18 protein-coding genes are annotated in these 20,393 nt (G+C 33.4%); 10 read left to right on the top strand and 8 right to left on the bottom strand.

Annotated elements, in window-relative coordinates; genetic code table 11:
* Positions 1-437: 437 nt before the first annotated feature.
* Positions 438-1,079, top strand: a complete 642-nt coding sequence (locus LPB248_RS07540) for a murein L,D-transpeptidase catalytic domain-containing protein (protein ID WP_255463041.1) — start codon at positions 438-440, stop codon at positions 1,077-1,079.
* A gap of 161 nt (positions 1,080-1,240) precedes the next feature.
* On the opposite strand, the gene LPB248_RS07535 is transcribed toward LPB248_RS07540, so the two are convergent.
* Entirely contained in the window at positions 1,241-2,206 is a 966-nt protein-coding gene (locus LPB248_RS07535; RefSeq protein ID WP_177210889.1) for a GlxA family transcriptional regulator, read from the bottom strand.
* Between the two features lie 141 nt (positions 2,207-2,347).
* Between LPB248_RS07535 and LPB248_RS07530 the strand changes: the two genes are divergently transcribed.
* From LPB248_RS07530 to serB, 6 genes are all read left to right on the top strand, one after another.
* Positions 2,348-2,758, top strand: a complete 411-nt coding sequence (locus tag LPB248_RS07530; protein WP_177210888.1) for a VOC family protein — start codon at positions 2,348-2,350, stop codon at positions 2,756-2,758.
* Positions 2,759-2,794: 36 nt separating this feature from the next.
* A complete protein-coding gene (locus LPB248_RS07525; protein WP_177210887.1) occupies positions 2,795-3,199 on the top strand; it encodes an SRPBCC family protein in 405 nt (134 codons plus the stop codon).
* Positions 3,200-3,317: 118 nt separating this feature from the next.
* A complete protein-coding gene (locus LPB248_RS07520) occupies positions 3,318-3,728 on the top strand; it encodes a VOC family protein (RefSeq protein WP_177210886.1) in 411 nt (136 codons plus the stop codon).
* A 1-nt stretch (position 3,729) separates the two neighbouring features.
* The gene (locus tag LPB248_RS07515) at positions 3,730-4,170 is read left to right on the top strand and encodes an SRPBCC domain-containing protein (protein ID WP_177210885.1); all 441 of its coding nucleotides are present in this window, start codon (positions 3,730-3,732) and stop codon (positions 4,168-4,170) included.
* Between the two features lie 70 nt (positions 4,171-4,240).
* Positions 4,241-4,678 carry a VOC family protein gene (locus LPB248_RS07510; protein ID WP_177210884.1) on the top strand — a complete coding sequence of 146 codons (438 nt, stop codon included), beginning with the start codon at positions 4,241-4,243 and terminating at the stop codon, positions 4,676-4,678.
* Positions 4,679-4,834: 156 nt separating this feature from the next.
* Complete coding sequence (gene serB, locus LPB248_RS07505; protein ID WP_177210883.1) at positions 4,835-6,064, top strand: phosphoserine phosphatase SerB; 1,230 nt, start codon at positions 4,835-4,837, stop codon at positions 6,062-6,064.
* Positions 6,065-6,427: 363 nt separating this feature from the next.
* Here serB and LPB248_RS07500 read toward each other — a convergent pair whose 3' ends face one another.
* Together LPB248_RS07500 and LPB248_RS07495 are read right to left on the bottom strand one after the other, a co-directional pair.
* Entirely contained in the window at positions 6,428-6,670 is a 243-nt protein-coding gene (locus tag LPB248_RS07500) for a redox-active disulfide protein 2 (protein WP_177210882.1), read from the bottom strand.
* Between the two features lie 15 nt (positions 6,671-6,685).
* Positions 6,686-8,197 carry a GH3 auxin-responsive promoter family protein gene (locus LPB248_RS07495; RefSeq protein ID WP_177210881.1) on the bottom strand — a complete coding sequence of 504 codons (1,512 nt, stop codon included), beginning with the start codon at positions 8,195-8,197 and terminating at the stop codon, positions 6,686-6,688.
* A gap of 241 nt (positions 8,198-8,438) precedes the next feature.
* Between LPB248_RS07495 and LPB248_RS07490 the strand changes: the two genes are divergently transcribed.
* Positions 8,439-9,233, top strand: coding sequence for a DUF2797 domain-containing protein (locus LPB248_RS07490; RefSeq protein WP_177210880.1), 795 nt, complete (start codon positions 8,439-8,441; stop codon positions 9,231-9,233).
* A 255-nt stretch (positions 9,234-9,488) separates the two neighbouring features.
* A complete protein-coding gene (locus LPB248_RS07485; protein ID WP_177210879.1) occupies positions 9,489-10,571 on the top strand; it encodes a glycosyltransferase family 9 protein in 1,083 nt (360 codons plus the stop codon).
* A 129-nt stretch (positions 10,572-10,700) separates the two neighbouring features.
* Here LPB248_RS07485 and LPB248_RS07480 read toward each other — a convergent pair whose 3' ends face one another.
* The 3 genes from LPB248_RS07480 to sppA all read right to left on the bottom strand — a co-directional run bounded on the left by LPB248_RS07480 (position 10,701) and on the right by sppA (position 16,194).
* A complete protein-coding gene (locus LPB248_RS07480) occupies positions 10,701-13,304 on the bottom strand; it encodes an AsmA-like C-terminal region-containing protein (protein WP_177210878.1) in 2,604 nt (867 codons plus the stop codon).
* Positions 13,305-13,477: 173 nt separating this feature from the next.
* Complete coding sequence (locus LPB248_RS07475; RefSeq protein WP_177210877.1) at positions 13,478-14,425, bottom strand: alpha/beta hydrolase family protein; 948 nt, start codon at positions 14,423-14,425, stop codon at positions 13,478-13,480.
* Between the two features lie 11 nt (positions 14,426-14,436).
* Positions 14,437-16,194, bottom strand: coding sequence for a signal peptide peptidase SppA (gene sppA / locus LPB248_RS07470; protein ID WP_177210876.1), 1,758 nt, complete (start codon positions 16,192-16,194; stop codon positions 14,437-14,439).
* Positions 16,195-16,332: 138 nt separating this feature from the next.
* Here sppA and folK point away from each other — a divergent pair, with 138 nt between their 5' ends.
* Positions 16,333-17,466 (top strand): 2-amino-4-hydroxy-6-hydroxymethyldihydropteridine diphosphokinase, encoded by a 1,134-nt coding sequence (folK, locus tag LPB248_RS07465; RefSeq protein ID WP_177210875.1) that lies wholly within the window; start codon positions 16,333-16,335, stop codon positions 17,464-17,466.
* A gap of 86 nt (positions 17,467-17,552) precedes the next feature.
* Here the strand turns inward: folK and LPB248_RS07460 are convergent, their stop codons facing one another.
* Positions 17,553-19,742 carry a T9SS type B sorting domain-containing protein gene (locus tag LPB248_RS07460; RefSeq protein WP_177210874.1) on the bottom strand — a complete coding sequence of 730 codons (2,190 nt, stop codon included), beginning with the start codon at positions 19,740-19,742 and terminating at the stop codon, positions 17,553-17,555.
* Positions 19,743-19,784: 42 nt separating this feature from the next.
* Entirely contained in the window at positions 19,785-20,321 is a 537-nt protein-coding gene (locus LPB248_RS07455) for an RNA methyltransferase (protein WP_177210873.1), read from the bottom strand.
* Positions 20,322-20,393 lie beyond the last annotated feature (72 nt).

The following is a 20,393-nucleotide window of genomic DNA, read 5'->3' as shown; positions in this document are numbered from 1 at the left end:
GGTGACTCAGACTCGATATTTTGGCAGGGATTTCTTGTTTTGCCTATATTGGCAGCGTTAATTATTTTTCTTATTAGCAAAAGCTATAAAATTTTGTCTTTTTGCTTTTTAGTTTTATTAATGACACAGATACCTAGTTTAATAATTAATTATAAAGGAATCGATTTTTTGTTTTTATTTCTTTTTTTGACTTTTATAATATCGTCGATAAGTGTAATTGCGTTACTAAAAAAGAAACAGAGGTGAAATCTTCATTTTTATGATTATTCAAAAGCATGAAAATTGCTTCTTAGATATCTAAAACAACTTTGTCAAATTTTAAAACTTTGACAAAGTTCAATTATAGAACCTGTTCATTTATTTGAGCAGGTTTTTTTATATACTTTTTAAACCCTATTTTCGTTTGTGCTTTTGAGTAGATCGTTAATATGAAGAGAATGTTTTTTGTAATTTGTCTGGCATTTGCTTTTTCTTGTAATAAAGAAAGCAAAAGAATAACTGTTTCTGAAAATAAACAGAAAAGCGAAGCAGTTTCATTAGGAAAACCTCGTATTGAAGTTAATTACAGTAATTATTATAAGGAAGCAGCATACTATTGTAAGGTCAATAATTTAAATCAAGATAAATTTATTTTGATTGACCTCGGATTGCATTCTGGTTATAAACGTTTTTTTGTTTACGATTTTAAAAAGAAGGAAGTCTCAAAATCGTATATGGTAAGTCACGGTTGTGGAGACAATCAATGGGGAGGAACTTCTTCTAAAGATAACGCAAGGATGAGTAACGAATTTGATTCGCATTGTTCTTCAGTTGGAAAATATGTTGTTTTGGATCGTGGCGTAAGTCAGTGGGGAATAAAGGTAAATTATGTTTTGCAAGGAAAAGAAAAAAGCAATTTTAATGCACGAAAACGTGCCATTGTTTTGCATTCTTGGGAAGAAGTGTCAGATAATGAAGTTTATCCAAAAGGAACACCAGAGGGTTGGGGTTGTCCTGCGGTTTCAAACGAAAGCATGAGAGAAATCGATGAACTTTTGAAAGCCAATAAAAAGGTACTCCTTTGGATTGTTAAGTCTTAATGTAATACTGAAAAACAAAAGTTCTATTTTAGCCCTGATCGAAACGGCATCTCCCGATTTAGAAAAACAAGGCTTTTTAGCCGTAGTTTTTGTTTATCGGGAATACAGTGTAGAGCAGGACAAAACGTTCTTATGAAAACGAATAGATCTGCTTCTAAAAATTACTGCACTCTAAATTTTTCTCGATATTCAATTGGTTTCATGCCGACCATTTTATAAAACACTTTTCTAAATGCTTTTGGGTCGTTATAACCCGTTTTTTCGATAATTTCTGAAATCGAAAGTTGGGTTTGTTCTAAGTATTTCTTCGAACTTTCTACTCTGATATTCTGTAAATATTCAATAGGAGGAATTCCTGTCACTTGTTTGAAACGACGTGTCATGTTTCGGGCACTTGTTGGGATATCTTTTGTGATCTCTTCCAGTTTTTCGATAGAATGATACTGATTTTCTATTTTTTGCTGCAATAGAGCAACTAAAGAATCATTGTGCAAATGATTGGGTCTGAAGGTGCTGAAATAACTTTGTTTGTACCGGTTCAAATCGATTGAGAAGATTTTAGCAATTTTAACTGCCATTTCGTTACCACAGAATTTCTGAACCAAAAGAATCAATAGATGAAAAGTTGAGGTAGATCCGCCGCTGGTGTATAAACTTCCGTCTGCAGTCAAAGTTTCTTCAGGTTTTAATTTTACCATCGGAAAAGCTTTGGTAAAGGCACTGCAAGCGTCAACATGCGTTGTGGCTAATTTTTCGTTCAATAAACCAGAAGCGGCAAACAAAAAAGCTCCTGTGCAAAAACTGGCTAATTCGGCTCCAGCCTTATGCTGTTTTTGAAGCCACGGAATAAAGCTTTTATTCTTTTTAATCATCTCGCTCATATTATCAGTTGTAAAAGCGGGAATTAAAATTAAGTCTAGAATAATTTCTGAAGTTTCAATAGCGTTACTTTTATATCCAAATAAATTTCCTTGATCGTTTTGTTCTTGCGATTGAAAAATCATAATTTCAAATGGTTTTTCAGTTTCAGGAGTAAGTTTATTGGCAGTTTCGAATACCTCTAATATAGCTGCGATGCTTAGTAATTTATAATCGTGAGGTATGATTAATCCTAGTTTTGTGCTCATGATATTTTGGTTTTTTGGAATTTTAGTAAGATGCAAAAATAAGCAAATTGTCTCAAATGCCCCTAAAAATGACTTTTATTGGTATTTTTAAGTAATCTTAAAAAATTAAATTTGTTTTAATTAATTCGTAATTTTATAAAGATGAAAACAAAAATCTTCTTAAATCTTGCTGTAAAAGATTTAAACAGGGCAGTGTCTTTTTACAATGGACTTGGTTTTTCGACCAATCCAAAATTCTCAAATGAAAAAGGAGCTTGTTTGGTTATTGATGAAAATATATTTGTGATGATTTTGGTAGAAGAGTTTTATCAAACATTTACCAAAAAACAAATTTGTGATTCAAAAACAACTAGTGAAGCTCTTATTGCTATTTCTGTAGACACTAGAGAGCAGGTTGATGAAATGATGGACAAAGCGATTAAATCGGGCGGAACAGATTATAATCAGACAAATGATTATGGTTGGATGTATCAAAGAACTTTTTTAGATGTAGATGGTCATCACTGGGAAGTTTTCTTTATGGATGAAAGTCAGATTCCAGAGAACATGTAATAATTAAGTAAGAACAAATCAAACAAAAAATAAAAAATGATAACAATAAAGAACACCGTTAATGCATCTCTTGATAAAGTTTGGAATTTTTGGAATACTCCAGAACATATTACAAAATGGAGTTTTGCCTCTCCTGATTGGCACACGCCTTATGCAGAGGCTGATTTGAGAGAAGGAGGAAAATTCAAATCGACCATGGCTGCAAAAGACGGAAGCATGAGTTTTGATTTTGGAGGTGAATTTACTTTAGTAAAACCAAACGAAGCGTTATCTTATGTTTTGGGAGACGGAAGAAAGGTTGAAATCACTTTTACAGAAACGGCAGATGGCGTGGAGATAATTGAAAGTTTTGACCCAGAAACACAAAATCCAGAAGAAATGCAGCGCGCAGGATGGCAGGCAATTCTAGATAATTTTAAAAGTTACGTCGAGGCTAATTAATTTTAGATTCACAGACTCAAAATAACAAGGTTCAAAGATTACAACTTAAAATTAACTTACATCACTTATATGGTTTAAAAAAGAAATAAATATCTAACCCAACAAAAAAAAACAAAAAATGACAAAACAAATATGGTTGAATCTTCCTGTAAAGGATGTGGCAAAAGCGAAAGATTTTTTCTGGAAAATAGGTTTTTCGTTTAATGAACAGCATGATACGCCAAGTTCGACGTGCATGGTTGTAGGTGAAGGACATTTTGTGATAATGCTTTTTGAAGAAATGCTTTTTTCAAGCTTTTCTAAAAACAGTGTTACAGATACGAATTCAAGCTCCGAAGTCTTGATTTCTATCGACGCAGAAAGCAGGGAAGAAGTTGATGAATTAGCCGAAAAAGTCAAAGAAGCTGGCGGAAACGTTTTTGCTCCTCCTGCCGAAAGTCAGGGCTGGATGTATGGCTGCGGTTTTACCGATTTGGACGGTCATCGTTGGAATGTTTTATTTATGGATTTTAGTAAATTACCAGATTAAGATGGAAAAATTAGTGTTTAATGTTGAGATAAAGGCTTCCAAAGAAAAGATCTGGAAAGTCTTATGGGACGATGAAACGTATAGGAAATGGACAAGCGTTTTTGCCGAAGGAAGTTATGCTGAATCGACTTGGAATGAAGGGGACAAAATTTATTTTTTAGGACCTGGCGGAGCAGATGGAATGAATAGTTTGATTGAAACTAAAATTCCAAATGAATTTATGGCTTTTAAGCATCTTGGCGAAATCAAAGATCATAAAGAAGTGCCGCCAAATGCAGAAACAGAAAAATGGAGTGGTGCAATGGAAACTTACAAGTTAACTCAAAAAGGAGATGTTGTAAATCTTCATGTTGAAGTAGATGTAATTGAAAAACATATTGATTATTTCAAAGATGCGTTCCCTAAAGCGGTGGAATTGATTAAAGAATTGTCTGAGAAGTAAAAGCTAGAAGAAAGAGAATAGAGAATAGAATAAAGAAAGACAACTAACAATTTTAAAAAAAAAAAATATTATGGCAACAGTAAATCCTTATTTATTATTTAATGGAAATTGCGAACAAGCATTTCTGTTTTACAAATCCGTTTTTGGAGGTGAATTTCCCTATATAGGAAAATTTAAAGATATGCCAAAAGAAGAAGGATGTGACCAAGTTTCTGATGCAGATGCTGAAAGAATAATGCACGTTTCTCTTCCAATTGGAGATACTATTTTAATGGGAAGCGACAGTTCGACAAGATTTGGCGATTTGCCTATTGGAGAAAACTTTTCCGTTTCTATTAATACAGAAAGCACGGAAGAGGCAGATAGAATTTTTAACGGACTTTCTGCTGGAGGAAAAGTAGAAATGCCAATGAACAAAACTTTCTGGGGAGCTTATTTCGGAATGTTTAAAGACAAATTCGGAATCAATTGGATGGTAAATTTTGACGAAAATATGGGTAACAAATAACGTAAAAGTTATGTTATTTTAATAGTAGAGCATAATTGTTAAATTACTCAAAAAAGCACATGAAAATGTGCTTTTTCGTTTCAAAAAAACAAGGATTATTCTTTTTTATCAACGAGAGATTGTCGATTTTTGTCGCTTCATAATCAAGAAAGAAAAATGGCAGCAGAAGACAAAGAAATAATTTTATTAAAAGTTTCTGGACACGATAAAATTGGAGTTACAGCAGGATTAACAGCTGTATTGGCAGCATACGACGCCAATATTTTAGATATCGGGCAGGCAGATATTCATGATACGCTTTCTTTAGGAATTTTGTTCGAAATTGCTGCAGGTTCTTCTTCAGCGCCTGTTTTAAAAGATCTTTTGTTTAAAGCATACGAATTGGAAATTAAAGTGAAATTTATTCCGATTTCTATCGAAGATTACGAAACTTGGGTAAAATCACAATCAAAACAGCGTTATATCATCAATATTTTGGGAGAGACACTGGCGGCTTCGCAACTATCTGCAGTGACCCAAATATTATCAGATCAAAATTTAAATATTGATTCTATTATCCGATTAACAGGAAGAACTTCTGTTGTAGAAAAAGAAGAATATCCGCGTTCTTGTATTCAATTGTCAGTTACAGGTGAAATTGTCAACAAGATCGTCATGACAGCAAGTTTTATGGAAATTTCTAGAACGCTAAATGTTGATATCTCTTTTCAAGAAGATAATATTTATAGAAGAAACCGTCGTTTGGTTTGCTTCGATATGGATTCGACTTTAATTCAAACCGAGGTAATCGACGAGCTTGCTGAATTGAACGGAGTAGGAGATCAAGTACGAGCTATTACAGAATCGGCTATGAATGGTGAAATTGATTTCAACGAAAGCTTCAAAAAGCGTATGGCTCTTCTAGAAGGTTTAAGTGAAGAAGTTTTGCAAAATGTTGCTATCAATTTGCCAATCACACAAGGAGCACATCGTTTAATGAAAGCCTTAAAATACTACGGCTATAAAACCGCAATTCTTTCTGGAGGATTTACTTATTTTGGAGAATATCTTCAAAAAGAATTAGGAATAGACTACGTTCACGCCAATCAATTAGAAATAAAAGATGGTAAACTGACAGGTAAATATTTAGGCGATATTGTAGATGGTCAGAAAAAAGCAGAATTATTAAAAGCAATTGCAGAGAAAGAAGGAATTCACATCAACCAGACAATTGCGGTTGGAGATGGAGCAAACGATTTGCCAATGCTAAACTTAGCTGGTCTAGGAATTGCTTTCCACGCAAAACCAAAAGTAAAAGAAAGCGCCTCAACGTCAATTTCAAGTTTAGGTCTTGATGGTGTTTTGTATCTTTTAGGATACCATGATAGATATATCGATATGATGTAATTTACAAGTTGTCACCCTGAGCGAAGTCGAAGGGCTTTCATGTAGAAAAGGGCTTCGACTCCGCTCAGCCTGACAACCGAAATAAAGAGAAAATTCACCTCATTTTTGTCATTTCGACGTAAGGAGAAATCTTCGCAAGTAGCTCCGAAAAGAGAATCCAATCTTTGTCGAATTTCTCACGAAGATTTCTCCTTACGTCGAAATGACAATATTGAGAAAATCTTAGCAACTTAGAACCTCAGAATTTTAATAATGGCATGTCCCTCCGGGTCGGGCTATCCGTTGCAATCTTTTTATTTTTAAAGAAAAAATAAAAAGGATTTCCACTTCTATCCCTCATGCGGGTTTAATGGAATTAACGTTTTATTTTCTCGATTCCAATTCCTTTTTCATTTCCTTTAAATTCTTCAGATTCAAGAAAAGAATAGGCAATAACGCAACAGGAATAACATTCATAGCGCTAAACCCTTTCATAAAAACAATGAAGATATTAAGAACGAATAACATAAAAAGAACAACGCAAAAAATAGTATTCACGGTTTTTAATGTCTTCTGATTTTTAATCAGTTCTTCGTTGCTCATTTCGCTGAATTTTGTGTCTTTCATTTTTATAAGTTGTTATTAGCACATTTCCTTCAATTGCTCCAAATAATCTCTCTGATTTGAAAGCCTCGGAATCTTATGCTGACCTCCTAATTTATCTCTTTCTTTCAACCAATCATAAAAAAGATTTTCACGAGCCACATTAATCACCAAAGGATTTAAAGTCATATTGTTGTAGCGTTTCGCTTCGTAATCTGAGTTTAAAGTTTGCAGAGTTTCATCTAGTACTTTTTGGAAAAGACCAACATCAGCAGGATGTTTCTTAAATTCAATCATCCATTCGTGAGCGCCTTTTTCTTTATCATGCATAAAAATAGGAGCAACCGTATAATCGATAACTTCAGTTTGTGTTACTTGACAAGCTTTTGCAATCGCCTGATCGGTATTTTCTACCATTAATTCTTCGCCAAAAACATTGATATGATGTTTGGTTCTTCCCGTTACTCTAATTCTGTATGGATTTAAAGAAGTAAAACGAACCGTGTCGCCAATTAAATAACGCCACAAACCAGAATTTGTAGTGATAACAATAGCGTAATTTTTATTCAATTCAACATCGGCCAAGCGAACTACTTTTTGGTTTGGAGCCCCAAAAGTATCCATCGGAATAAATTCGTAGAAAATTCCGTAATCCAACATTAGCAATAAATCGCTTGAATTATTCAAATCTTGAATTGCAAAAAAGCCTTCAGAAGCATTGTATATTTCGTAATATCTAAAATCTTTGCTCGGCAAAAGTTTTTTATACTGTTCTCTATAAGGAGAAAAACTTACGCCTCCGTGAAAGTACACTTCCAGATTTGGCCAAAGTTCCAGTAGACTCTGTTTTCCTGTATTCTCTAAAACTTTATTCATTAAAACCAGCATCCAAGAAGGAACTCCTGCAAAACTGGTTACGTTTTCGTTTTTAGTTTCATTGATAATAGCTGCAATTTTCGTCTCCCATTCGCTCATTAGGGAAGTTTTGCTGCTTGGCGTACTGCTGAATTCAGCCCAAATAGGCATGTTTTCAATTAAAATAGCCGATAGATCGCCGAAGAAAGTATTGTTGTTTTCGTAAATCTGAGAGCTTCCTCCTAAACGAAGGCTTTTTCCTAGAAACAATTCAGAATCTTCATTATTATTTAAATAAAGACACAAAAGGTCTTTACTGCCTTTATAATGGCAATCTTCTAGAGCTTCATTACTTACAGGAATAAATTTACTTTTTGCATTTGTCGTACCGCTCGATTTGGCAAACCATTTAATAGGGCTTTCCCAAAAAACATTTTGTTCTCCCAAACGAGTGCGTTCAATAAGTGGCTGTAATTCTTCGTAAGTTGCAATCGGAACTCTTTCAGCAAATGTCTGGTAAGAATTAATACTCGAAAACTCATATTGTTTTCCAATAACTGTATTTTCAGATGCCGTCAATAAGTTGTGCAATAATTCTTCCTGAACTTCATTTGGGTATTTTAAAAAAAGCTCTATTTGGTGAATCCTTTGTTTGAGGACCCAAGATGCAAACGAATTGATAATAGATAAAGGCATGAATCTGTTTTTTAGTTAACTAATTTTAGGTTTTAAATCTTACAATCTGTGCAAAACAAAAAACTTAAAATTTGAATATCGATAGACAAATAGTAACTTTGTCTTCATATCAAAAATAATATTTTTTTGTAATAAACAATTCGATTTACGGTAAAGATTCTACCGAAAAAGTCGAATTTAACACAAAAAACTTTAAATCTTTTGAGAAGTCTAAATCAGCAATTATAAATAAAAAATACAAATGCAATATCAAGGTGTACTGACAAAAATGCAAACTGAACTTGGGAGTCCAATTCAATATTATTTGGTTTTCGAGGATAGTTTCTTAAATGTGAACCAATTATTAGATAAAGAAATTGAAATCAATTTTGTAGGCTTCCAATGTTTGAATTGCGGTAAAAAGAAAAAAATATATCGACAAGGCTTTTGTTACGAATGCTTTTATTCAAGTCCAGCTGTTGGAGATTGGATTATGAGACCAGAATTGAGTACGGCACATTTGGGAATTGCAGACAGGGATTTAGAATATGAATCTAAAGTCCAGTTACAACCGCACATTGTATATTTGGCTTCGGCATGCGAGATTAAAGTTGGTGTAACCCGTAAAACTCAAGTTCCAACCAGATGGATAGATCAAGGCGCTTCTCAAGCGATTGCTATTGTTGAGGTTCCAAACCGATATTTGGCCGGAATAACAGAGGTAGCATTAAAAGATCATTATACAGACAAAACCAATTGGAGAAAAATGCTTCAGAACTCTGTTGAGACTTTTGATCTGATTGCAGAGAAAGCTAAAATTGAAAGTTTAATTCCTGCAGAAGTTAAAGATTATTTTTATGCTGAAAAAAACGATGTTTACGAACTTCAATATCCGGTTTTGAGTTATCCTGCAAAAGTAAATAGTTTAAACTTGGATAAGACTCCTTCTTTCACTGGAAAATTGACAGGAATTAAAGGTCAGTACCTATTATTTGAAAACGGAACAGTTTTTAATGTGCGTGGTTCCGAAGGCTATGTTGTCACAATAAACGTCTAGGTTTATCGGGAAGTTGTCGATGTTTTTTAGCTAACTGTCTATAAATTTGTTGATTACGTAATAATTTATTGTAAATTTATCTCGCTTCCAAAAGCAAAAAATGTGAATATTGATACATTTCGTTACAATTTTGTAACAAATGCTTATTGGAAGAATTTATTTTTAGAAGATAAAAGAAATTAGATTTGAGACCTGCTCTTAATGCTAGTTTTCTAAAATTAAATTGAGATTTATAATCCGTAAATTATTCCATAAATGAGTGTTTTAAACAAAATAAATGTACACAGGCGCAGCATAATGCGAAACCTAACGAAGAATGTTGGAAAAGCAAATATGCAGGACGATTTTATTTTGGTCGATAAGAGCGAAATCAAAAAAGTTTTAATCTGTAGGCCAAACGGAAGATTAGGAAATCTTTTATTGATTACCCCACTTGTACAAGAAGTGTCCGAAATGTTTCCAAATTGTAAAATTGATTTGTTTGTGAAAGGAACAGTAGCTCCTATTATTTTTGAAAATTACGATGTCGTTGATAAAATAATTCACTTGCCTAAAAAGCCATTTAAAAGTTTAGTAGAATACTCAAAGGTTTGGATTTCATTAAAAAAAGCGCATTATGATTTAGCAATTAATGTGGACCAAAACTCTTCTTCGGGCCGACTGGCGGTTCAATTTTCAAATGCCAAATACAAGTTTTTCGGAGATTCAAATGAAGGACAAACAGAACAGAAGAAAGATTTTGACCACATTGCAAAGTATCCAGTATATAATTTTCGAAATTATTTGTCAAAACTGAGATTGCCAACAAACAGTAATAAAATTGTTGCTCCGATAGATCTCAAATTATCGGCTTCTGAAATTGCAGAAGGAAGAAAGAAACTAAGAGAGGTAACAAACAACGATAAAAAAACGATTTGCATTTTTACCTACGCAACAGGAACAAAATGTCTTTCGGAAGAGTGGTGGGAAAAGTTTTATGCTCAACTTACTGCCGAATATAAAGACTACAATATTATTGAAATTCTGCCTGTAGAAAACGTTTCTCAAATCGGATTTAAAGCACCATCATTTTATAGTAAAGATATACGAGAAATAGGATCTGTCATTGCAAATGCTGATTTGTTTATTGGTGCCGACAGCGGAATTATGCATTTATCGAGTGCGGTACATACGCCAACTATCGGGCTGTTTTCTGTTTCAAATTTGAGAAAATATGAGCCTTATGATAATTGCAGCATTGGTATAGATGTTAATTTGTACACGAAAAAGGAATATATAAAAACAATAAATTCTATTTTGAATAACGGTCGATTAAGTAGCTATTCAAAAGCAATATAAAAACAAAAAAACCTGTTCGAGTGAACAGGTTTTTTTGTTTTTTAAGATGCTAAGGTTCTAAGGCGCTGAGGTTCTAAGTTTTTTTTAAAACTTTAGAAAAGCTCTGCACCTTAGCATCTCAGGACCTTTTTAAGGATTCTTCTTCTTAAACAATCCGTTCAATAAATCACTAGCTTTTTTAGTCACTTCTTGAGTTTTTTGCTCTTTTTCAGTTTTTGCAGCCTGAGTTGTATCTTTTGCTTTTGTGTTTTTATTTATCAAATCAGTAAGCGCAGAAGTTCCTTTTTGAGTCAGTTTGTCTTTTTGCTGATTTACCAATTGTGTAGTCAAATTGCTAACAGCAGTTTTCATATCGGTACTAATCTTAGGATTTGAAAAGTTACCAGTCAAAGAAGCATTAATTGGAATATTATCCAGTTTTGCAGCATCTGCAGGAGACATTTTTGCAATTAAGTTGTTAGCCTCTGTTCCTAAATACTTAGCAGGAACATCAAATTTTAGAGTATAGTTCATAGTTTGATCGAAACCATGAGTTCCTCCAACCGTTACTTTAATATCTTGGTATTTAATATCAAAAGGTTTAACATTTACTTTTCCATTTTCAAAAGTTAAAGCAGCTTTAATGTCATTCAGATTCACTTTATTTAAATCAAGAAACTTAACATTAGAACTTAATGCAGTAAGTAAAGTAGAGTTACTCGAGTTTACTGTAGTAGATAGTAATTGGCCAATTAAATCTCCTGAAATTGATTTAAGATCTGGAGTCAATTCTTTTGCATCCAAATTACCATTCAGTTTGATTGTTGAATTCAGTTTCCCGTTAATGATTCCAGCAATTGGAGCAATTTTTTTCATCATGTCCAATTGCGTAAAAGTCTGTGCAATATCTACCTGATTGAATCCTAAATTCATGTCAAAAGTTGGCACTTTTTCTTTTGTAGAAACTGCTCCGTTAAGACCAATTGATCCTCCGAAAATATTTGTTTTAAAGTTTTCAAGAGTTGCTTTTTCATCTTTAATAAGCAGTCTTCCAGAAACATCTTTAAGTTTTAAATTATCATATAAAACCGTAGTCGCTTTTGCATTCAATGTACAATTTAAGAAAGCAGGAATCTTCATTGCATCAGCTGGTTTTGCAGGCGTTTTTGTCTCTTCTTTTGCAGGTTCGCCAGCAGTCATAAAATCATCAACAGCCAATTGGTTCGAACTCATATTGAAGTTTCCTTTAAGCTCTTGTTTCTTAAACATAAAGCCATAGAAATTCTCTAAAACTCCGTTAATGCTGATATCACTTTTTCCAGTCGTAGCATCAAACTGTTTTAAGTTAATTTTGCTCGGATTAAATTCAACCATCGCTGTGCTGATGTTCATCGATTTGTTGTTTTCGTCAGTATATTTAAATCCTGACAAACTCATTGTACCAGCATTTTTGATGTTTTGGTATTGGCTTTTTTCTACAGAAGCCATATCAAAATTGGTTGTAACATCAGCTTTTAAAATACCAGCCAAAGGTTTGTCCATTTTGATTGGATAAGCTTTTGAAAGATTAGCCAAGTTGATAGTTCCTTTTAAAGCCGCATCGATAATAGGATTTACCGTTATGTTTTTGATATTTGCTTTAGCGTTAAAAACATCCTGATCAATTCTAAAAGATAACTTATCTAGGTTTACATAAGTATCATTTAAAATTCCAGTCTCATTAATGATTTTAGTATCAATTACAATATTCTGAACCGATTTTGGAAGGTTAGGATATTGGAAAGAAGCATTGTTAGATGCGATTTCAATATTAAATTTTGGAACTGTTGTATCTGTCAGTTCTCCTTTTGCAAAACCATTTACTGTAAAATCTCCAGTAGTTTTTACTCCGTCTAAACCTGCTGCATAAGCCGAAGGAATTAAACCTAAGAAATTGGTAAAAGAAGAAGTTGGAGTTTTAAACTTTAAATCGTAAATCTGCGCTTTCTCTGCCATTTGAATGAATCCATCAAATTCTAAAGGCAATTGATTGATTAAAGCTTTGTTTTCTTTGAAAGTATATTTGCTTTTCTCTAAATCAATTCCAAGAACAGCGTCAAGAGTTAGTTTCACATTTTTCATGTAATTTATTTTATCCATGTCCAATGAAACTTTTGCAGTAGATTTTGTAGTTAAATCTAGCTTTGAATTGGTAAAATCTCCAGTTCCTTCATGATTTAAACTGTCAATTACCATTTTAATTTTAGAGCCTTGATCGATGTATCTAAAAGTAAAATTCTCGATTTTATAGTTTTGAATTTTCAATGCAAGAGGTTTGCTTGCTTCGTCTTTCTTATCTTCTTTTTTGTCTTTTAAAGCAATATCGAAGTTTCCAACACCATCTTTATTAAAAATAATGTTTACTAATCCGTTGGTAGAACTAATTCCCTGAATGCTTAAAGGCTCTTCTTTTCCTTTGAAAAGTTCTTTAATACTCATTTTTAAATTCAATTCTCCAAGAGAAACCAAAGTGTCGCCTTCAAAAGGAGCTTTGTTAATGATAACTAATTTCTCAATCCCAACTGTAGCGTTTGGAAAATTTTTAAATAAACTTAAATCGGCATCTGTAAAACTTACTTTGGCATCAACACTTTCATTGATGGCTTCGACAATTTTTGACTTGATTTGGTCTTTAAACAAAAATGGAATGGCAAATAATGCAGCAACAAATACCACAAGAACTATGGCACTTATTTTTAAAACTTTTTTTAGCATATAAATAGATTTGAGGGTTTACATCTTAAAATCGACTCCTGCAAAAATAGCTTTTTTTACTAGAGTTTGAAGATAAAGTTTTCTTAATTGTGTAAGAAATTTATTAAAATTGTTAGATAAAAAAATCCGTTAAGAACTATTTTCAAAACGGATTTTTTAGGGTGTTTATTTTATTATTTCTGAATAAATGAAACGATTTTTTCAACTAGGACTTCAGAAATAGGAAGTGTTTCATTGTTATAACTGGCTAAATTGTCTTCCTGATTGCCGTCAATAATTTTCATAATATGATTCATCTTATCAATAATCTGCAAATCTGCATTTTTATTGGCTTGCTTTAAATTTTCGGCATCTTTTACAGCAATCTGAATGTCATTATTTCCCTGTACTATTAAAACAGGAATTGTAAGTTTTTGTATTTCGGTCTGTGGATTGTATTTGAACCAAGAAATCAGATAAGGCTGAACGCTTGGTCTGAAAAGAGAATTCAGCATTGGATCGACTTTTTTTACCTCAAATCCATTTTTTAGACTATCAATAATTGGAAAAGTCATATCATTAAGCTGCTTCATTGACTTTGCACCAATCTGAGTTTTCAAAATCTGATCTGCTGGTTCGCCCGCACCGGCAATCGAAACAAATTTGTCTGCTTTTCCGCTCGCAACCATTCCAATCAAAGAACCTTCACTGTGACCAATTATAATTATTTTAGAAAAACGTTTGTCTTGTTTTAAATAATTAATCCAGCTTTTTGCATCTTGAATGTAGTTTTCAAAAACAAGACTGCTTTCAGATCCACCAGCAGCTTTACTTTCTCCGATTGCTCTTTTGTCGTATCTTAAAGATGCAATTCCGTTTTTTGCCAAAGCTTCTGCCAACATTTTCAGCGAATTGTTTTTCATCATCGGATTATTCCCGTTTCGGTCTGTTGGACCAGAACCGGCAATGATTAAAGCAACCGGAAATTTTTTGGTCAAATCTGGTGTTGTCAGTGTACCAAAAATCTGATCGTTATTTATTTTTAATATCGCTGGCGTTTCCTTAAACGTGATTTCTTTTTGGGTTTGAGCATTCAAGAAACTCCAAAATAAAATCGTTAAAAAAAGAATTACTTTATTCATCTTTTGTCCAATTAATAAATGTTGATTCCGTAAGGCAATATCGCTTGCACTCCTTTTTGTTTTTGGAATTTCTTAACCTGTTCAATCAGAAGATAATTTTCTTCTCCGAGCTCTTCTTTAATAAACGCTTCTTTAGATCTTGCAAAAGGCAGATTTGAAAGAAGATCGTTTAGTGTTTTTTCGTATTCAGGATAATTCTGAGTGCTGTATTTTTTTAATTTAGCGATTTTGGCAGCTTCGGCAATTGCATCATTCAATCCGCCTATTTTGTCAACTAAACCTATTTTTAAAGCTTCAGTTCCAGACCAAACTCTACCTTGCGCAATAGAGTCAACTTGTGCAAAAGTCATTTTACGTCCTTCAGCAACATGGGTTACAAAAGTGTTGTAGATTTTTTCGACTCCTTCTAGGGTAAATGCTTTAAACTTTTCATCGACTGGTAAAAACGGACTGTAATTTGCAGAATTCTCGTGCGTTTTAACCTGCTCAGAATTGATTCCTAATTTATTAGCCAATGGACTAAAATTTGGCAGCATTCCGAAAACCCCAATAGATCCTGTAATCGTATTGTTTTCGGCAAATATTTTATTAGCGTTACAGGCAATATAATAACCGCCAGAAGCAGCATAATTACCCATAGAAACGACAACTGGTTTAATTTTTTTGGTGATTTCGATTTCTCTCCAAATTAAATCAGAAGTCAAAGCGCTTCCGCCAGGACTGTCAATTCTAAGTACGATAGCTTTAACATCATCATTTTTTCTAGCCTCTTGAAGAGAACGTCTCATAGAACCTTCTCCAATAGTATTTACATCACCTTCGCCGCTTCCAATTTCGCCTTGAGCGTAAATAATAGCAATTTGATCTGTTGCTGAATTGGCCAAAGCAGTTGTAATATTGTTTTGAGTGTAATCTGTTATCGAAATTTTATTGTAATCTTCGTCTTTGTCTACTTTTAGGGCTTTTCTAATGGCATCATGATAAACATCTTCGTAAGCGATAATGTCAACTAAATGCTGTTGTTTGGCCATTTCTGGAGTTCTTGCCAAAAGTCCGTTTGCAATTTCGTTTAATTTAGGCAGCGGAATATTTCTGCTTTTTGAAATATCAGCAGAAACGGTAGACCAAATAGAGTTTAAAAGCGCAGTGATTTGTTCTCTGTTGGCATCACTCATTTTGTTGTCTAAGAAAGGTTCAACGGCACTTTTATATTTTCCGTGACGAATGACTTCCATATGAATGCCTGATTTATCCTGAAAATCTTTAAAAAACATAACTTCAGAAGAAAGACCTTTAAAATCTAAATCTCCAGCAGGATTGATATAAATGGTGTTGGCAACAGAATTTAAATAATATTCTTTCTGAGAATAAGTATTCGCGTAAGCCCAGACAAATTTTCCAGATTTTTTAAAGCTTTCAAGAGCATTTCGTAAATCTTTATATTGAGCAAGTCCAAGAGAAGACTCATCGTTTAAGATTGAGATTCCTTTAATGTTGTCGTCTGTTTTAGCTGCTTCAATAGCGTTAATAACATCAGTCAAACCAATGCCTTTTTGTTCAGAAAAACGAGTTACCCAAGGATCTTTATATTTTCCTGCGTAGTCGTTTTTAATTTCTTTTAAATTCAATTCAATAACCGAATCCGATTTAACAGAAACACTATCGTCTCCGCCAAAAACAACTCCGATAAAGATTACTCCAAAAAAGAAGAGCATAATAAATACAAAAATACCGATAACTGTGGCAATTACATTTCCTAAAAACTTCATATGTATATTTTTTTAATAAGTAGCGAAAAAGGGCAAATTGTTACAAATTAGACATCTAAATTAAAGATAAGATTTGAGACGTCGTTTCACAAATATATTGGTTAATTCTAAAATAGTTTTAGTTAATTTGCATTAATTATGAAATTACAGCATCAAGTCGTTTTATCGATAGGCAGCAACCAAGGCAGCAGACTAGAAAACATTGAAAAATGTATTGATTTAATACATCAAAATGTGGGGACTGTTATTGAGGTTTCAAAACTTTATGAAACTCCAGCATGGGGTTTTGAAAGTGATGCTTTTTATAATTGTGCACTTTTGCTGCACACCAATTCATCTGCACAAAAAATACTGAGTCAGGTATTAAAAATTGAAAAAGAGTTAGGAAGAATACGCTCTAATCAGGAAGGTTATCAGTCTAGAATTATTGATGTTGATTTGATTGCTTTTGATCATAAAATTATTGATTCGGAAAAACTTCAGATTCCGCATCCTTTAATGCAGAATAGAAATTTTGTTTTATTGCCAATGCAGGATTTAAAGTTAGATTGGAAACATCCGATTCTGCATAAAACAATTCCTGAATTGATTGCAGTTAGTCCAGATGAAAGTGTCTGTACGGTGGTTCAGGATTTGAAAAGTCCGATTAGTAAAATTCCGTTAAACGAATTTAATTATGTTGCTTTTGAAGGTAATATCGGAGCAGGAAAAACAACTTTAGTACATAAAATTGCAGAAGATTTTAACGGAAAAACAGTTTTAGAAAGATTTGCTGATAATCCGTTTTTGCCAAAATTTTATAAAGATCAAAATAGATATGCGTTTCCTTTAGAAATGTCTTTTTTAGCAGATCGTTATCAGCAATTAGCTGATGATTTGGCACAATTTGATTTGTTTAAAGATTTTATAGTTGCAGATTATCATATTTTTAAATCGCTGATTTTTGCAAAGATAACGCTTGCAGAAGACGAATATCGTTTGTATAGAAATCTGTTTGATATCATTTACAAAGAAATGCCTAAACCCGATTTGTATATTTATTTATATCAAAATACAGATCGTCTTTTGCAAAATATCAAAAAACGCGGACGAGTTTATGAACAGAATATTGAAGCTTCATATTTAGAAAAAATAAATAATGGTTACTTGGAATACATAAAATCCCAAACCGATTTGAATGTATTAATCATTGATGTTTCGGATCGTGATTTTGTAAAAAAACACGAAGATTATCTTTATATTTTGAATGAAATTAAGAAGAAGCTTAATTAAAATGCGGTAAATAGAAAATGAGACAATTAGATAATTTTTTTAGAATTATCTAATTATCAAATTGACACATTTTCTCATTATAAGAATTATCTTTTTAGCGTAAAGTGACCTCTTAAAACTGGCATAGAATCATCAACTTTTAAAGCGTACCAATAATCAGAAGAAGGAAGCGGAACTTGATTTAAAGTGCCATCCCAACTCATTTTGAATCGGCTTAATTGTGCTACTAGTTTTCCGTATCGGTCAAAAATCGTAACTACAGCTTGCGGATAATTTTCCATTCCGGTTACTTCCCAAACATCGTTGTAAGTATCATTGTTTGGAGTGAAAAATGGAGGAAAAACAAGCACTACAAATTGTTTAATGGTTCCGCCACATCCGCTTTTTTCTCGTGCATAAGCAGTTTGCAATCCGCCAGGGACATCGTAAAAAACAGTTGAATCTTGATAATTAACGCCATCAACAGAATATTCGAAATAGTTTTCTTCTTTTACAGGATAAATAATGGCTCTCGTTCCTTCAACATCAACACGTGCAATCTGTGGAACTTTGTGTTCTTCTACTACAATTTTTTTTGTGCTTTGACAGCCTTCGGAACTTGTAACAATGACGGTATATGTGCCTTCTTTGCTAACGGTAATTTGCTGGGTAGTTTCATTAGCATTTGACCATAAATAACTCATTCCAGAAATTCCTGCATCTAACGTTATAGATTGAAACTGGCATAAAGTCAAAGTTTCATCTGTAACAACTGGAGGTGTATATATTACAATGTTTACTGGAGTTCTAGTTGTATTTATGCATCCATTATTTGATGCTTCAGCATAGTAAGTCGTATTAGATGAAATTGTTGGAGTTGTAAAAGTGGTTCCTTGAGAAATATTTGTTCCACCAGTTGGTGAAGTAAACCAGCTTATAGTTCCAATATTTGAAGTGGCTTTAATCGTTACAGTTCCTGGTCCACAATTAGTATAAGTGTCTTTTTCTGCTATTGGAGTTGCAGGAGTTGCATATACATTTGCTTTTACTGATTTGCGGTTGGATTCACAACCAGCATCAACGTAATAATTTGTAGTTGCAGTTATTGTTGGAGTAGTATAAGTCGGACCTGTTGCCAATAAATTTCCGCCAACAAGAGCGTCAAACCATCTAATTGTTGATCCGACAGTTGCAGTTGCATTAAAGGTAAAACTTCCAGAATCGCATACTGGAGTTGGATCAATAGCTGGAGTTGCTAAAGGAATAGTTATTTTGGTACTCGCAGCAATTTGCAACGTAGGTTCTCCTGGCATTCCACCATATTCAACGATATATCCTTTTGGCTGATAAGCATCTCCAGAGGTAAGTGATCCTGTATTCGATAAGTCATTCCAAGAGCCTCGTATTCCTACACCGGGTTGTGTGATGTGGGCATAATCTTCATCGCCTTGCTGGTTGGGTTCTCCAGTATTCCAAAAGGCATAATTTGGCGTAGAACCATTTGCATTTCCTCTCCAAAAAATAGTTCCTGTTTCTGGGCCAGTAACCCATTTCCAGACACCTTCTGTTTCGGCATCACTTCCTCCAATCCATCCCGTTCCAGATGCTTGTTCGCCAATTAGCTTTGCTTCATCAGCAGATAATATCGTTGCTAAATATCCTTGAAGACCGTAATAAGTGCGGGCTGCAGCTGCGTCTCTTGCTGCTGTCCATGTTATTCCGATACTTGGAACATACTCGTAATAATGCTGTGTAGAGGGTAAATAGTTTGCTTTGCCCATGGTTATAGAAAATGTTCTAATTCCAGAAGCTGCAGCAGACGAATTTGTAAAGACAACATCTTTGATTGCATTCACAAAATCTGAATATAAAACATCGGCTCCCGTTGGACTAGATAATGTAAGTTTTCCTGCTGTTGCATCCCAACTTGTGGTAATAGTTGGGTGTAATGTAGGATTTGAAAGTTCTAGTTTGTCAAGGCCACTCGAATATCCTGAAGAAATCTGGATATAAAGTGCCTGTGTCCCGTTTTCGGCAATATCATGATCAATTCTAAAGTCGGTTACAATATTGATGGATGTCTGTGGACAGTAATTTTGATTTCCTTCGGCAGTAAGTTTTGGAGGATCAATTACGAAACTGCTTTTCTTTTGTTTTTTTATTTTTAAATTTTTGCTGTGTATTGAGAAGTGTGTATTCTTTTTGTTAAAAGTTTTTATATTTTCGCTTGCATGTGAAAAATTAAAACTTAAAACGGAAAATAAAAGGAAATTGATTGCTAATTTGATATTCTTCATTTGTTAAAAATATCAATTAATTGAGAATAAAAAAATAAATTTTTATTCAGGCCAATTTATTTTTTGAAACAAATCCCAAACCACAATTCCGGCACTTACAGAAATATTAAGAGAGTGTTTTGTTCCCAGCTGAGGAATTTCAATACATCCGTCACAGATTGCAACAGCTTCTTGTGATACACCATAAACCTCATTACCAAAAACCAAAGCATATTTCTGATTTTTTTCAACTTTAAAATCCTGAAGAAAAATCGCACTTTCAACTTGTTCAATAGCCAAAGTCAAAACATTTTCTTTCTTTAAGTTTTCAATAACTTCCAAAACATTATCATGATGTTCCCAAGCGACAGTTTCAGTTGCGCCAAGAGCGGTTTTATGAATTTCTTTATTTGGAGGGGTTGCAGTAATACCGCAAAGAATTATTTTTTCAATCAAAAACGCATCAGCAGTTCTAAAAACAGAACCAATATTATGCAGACTTCTAATATCGTCTAAAACTAATATTAAAGGTGTTTTCTCCGATTTTTTAAAATCTTCAATTGATTTACGTTCCAGTTCGCTGTTTTCAAGTTTTCTCATTGGTTTTAAATTCTAGTCATAAAAAAAGCTTCCAAAGATAAGGAAGCTTTTTGATTATTTTAAATGTTTCTC

This window comes from Flavobacterium sp. LPB0248 (assembly GCF_013388355.1).
Classification (GTDB): domain Bacteria; phylum Bacteroidota; class Bacteroidia; order Flavobacteriales; family Flavobacteriaceae; genus Flavobacterium.
The sequence above is the reverse complement of the archived record's forward strand: the minus strand, read 5'-3'. Positions and strand labels throughout refer to the sequence as shown.

Excerpts from the sequence above, each read along its gene's own strand:
- LPB248_RS07540 (WP_255463041.1), top strand. The coding sequence starts at position 438 with ATGTTTTTTGTAATTTGTCTGGCATTTGCTTTTTCTTGTAATAAAGAA.
- LPB248_RS07535 (WP_177210889.1), bottom strand. The coding sequence starts at position 2,206 with ATGAGCACAAAACTAGGATTAATCATACCTCACGATTATAAATTACTA.
- LPB248_RS07530 (WP_177210888.1), top strand. The coding sequence starts at position 2,348 with ATGAAAACAAAAATCTTCTTAAATCTTGCTGTAAAAGATTTAAACAGG.
- LPB248_RS07525 (WP_177210887.1), top strand. The coding sequence starts at position 2,795 with ATGATAACAATAAAGAACACCGTTAATGCATCTCTTGATAAAGTTTGG.
- LPB248_RS07520 (WP_177210886.1), top strand. The coding sequence starts at position 3,318 with ATGACAAAACAAATATGGTTGAATCTTCCTGTAAAGGATGTGGCAAAA.
- LPB248_RS07515 (WP_177210885.1), top strand. The coding sequence starts at position 3,730 with ATGGAAAAATTAGTGTTTAATGTTGAGATAAAGGCTTCCAAAGAAAAG.
- LPB248_RS07510 (WP_177210884.1), top strand. The coding sequence starts at position 4,241 with ATGGCAACAGTAAATCCTTATTTATTATTTAATGGAAATTGCGAACAA.
- serB (WP_177210883.1), top strand. The coding sequence starts at position 4,835 with ATGGCAGCAGAAGACAAAGAAATAATTTTATTAAAAGTTTCTGGACAC.
- LPB248_RS07500 (WP_177210882.1), bottom strand. The coding sequence starts at position 6,670 with ATGAAAGACACAAAATTCAGCGAAATGAGCAACGAAGAACTGATTAAA.
- LPB248_RS07495 (WP_177210881.1), bottom strand. The coding sequence starts at position 8,197 with ATGCCTTTATCTATTATCAATTCGTTTGCATCTTGGGTCCTCAAACAA.
- LPB248_RS07490 (WP_177210880.1), top strand. The coding sequence starts at position 8,439 with ATGCAATATCAAGGTGTACTGACAAAAATGCAAACTGAACTTGGGAGT.
- LPB248_RS07485 (WP_177210879.1), top strand. The coding sequence starts at position 9,489 with ATGAGTGTTTTAAACAAAATAAATGTACACAGGCGCAGCATAATGCGA.
- LPB248_RS07480 (WP_177210878.1), bottom strand. The coding sequence starts at position 13,304 with ATGCTAAAAAAAGTTTTAAAAATAAGTGCCATAGTTCTTGTGGTATTT.
- LPB248_RS07475 (WP_177210877.1), bottom strand. The coding sequence starts at position 14,425 with ATGAATAAAGTAATTCTTTTTTTAACGATTTTATTTTGGAGTTTCTTG.
- sppA (WP_177210876.1), bottom strand. The coding sequence starts at position 16,194 with ATGAAGTTTTTAGGAAATGTAATTGCCACAGTTATCGGTATTTTTGTA.
- folK (WP_177210875.1), top strand. The coding sequence starts at position 16,333 with ATGAAATTACAGCATCAAGTCGTTTTATCGATAGGCAGCAACCAAGGC.
- LPB248_RS07460 (WP_177210874.1), bottom strand. The coding sequence starts at position 19,742 with ATGAAGAATATCAAATTAGCAATCAATTTCCTTTTATTTTCCGTTTTA.
- LPB248_RS07455 (WP_177210873.1), bottom strand. The coding sequence starts at position 20,321 with ATGAGAAAACTTGAAAACAGCGAACTGGAACGTAAATCAATTGAAGAT.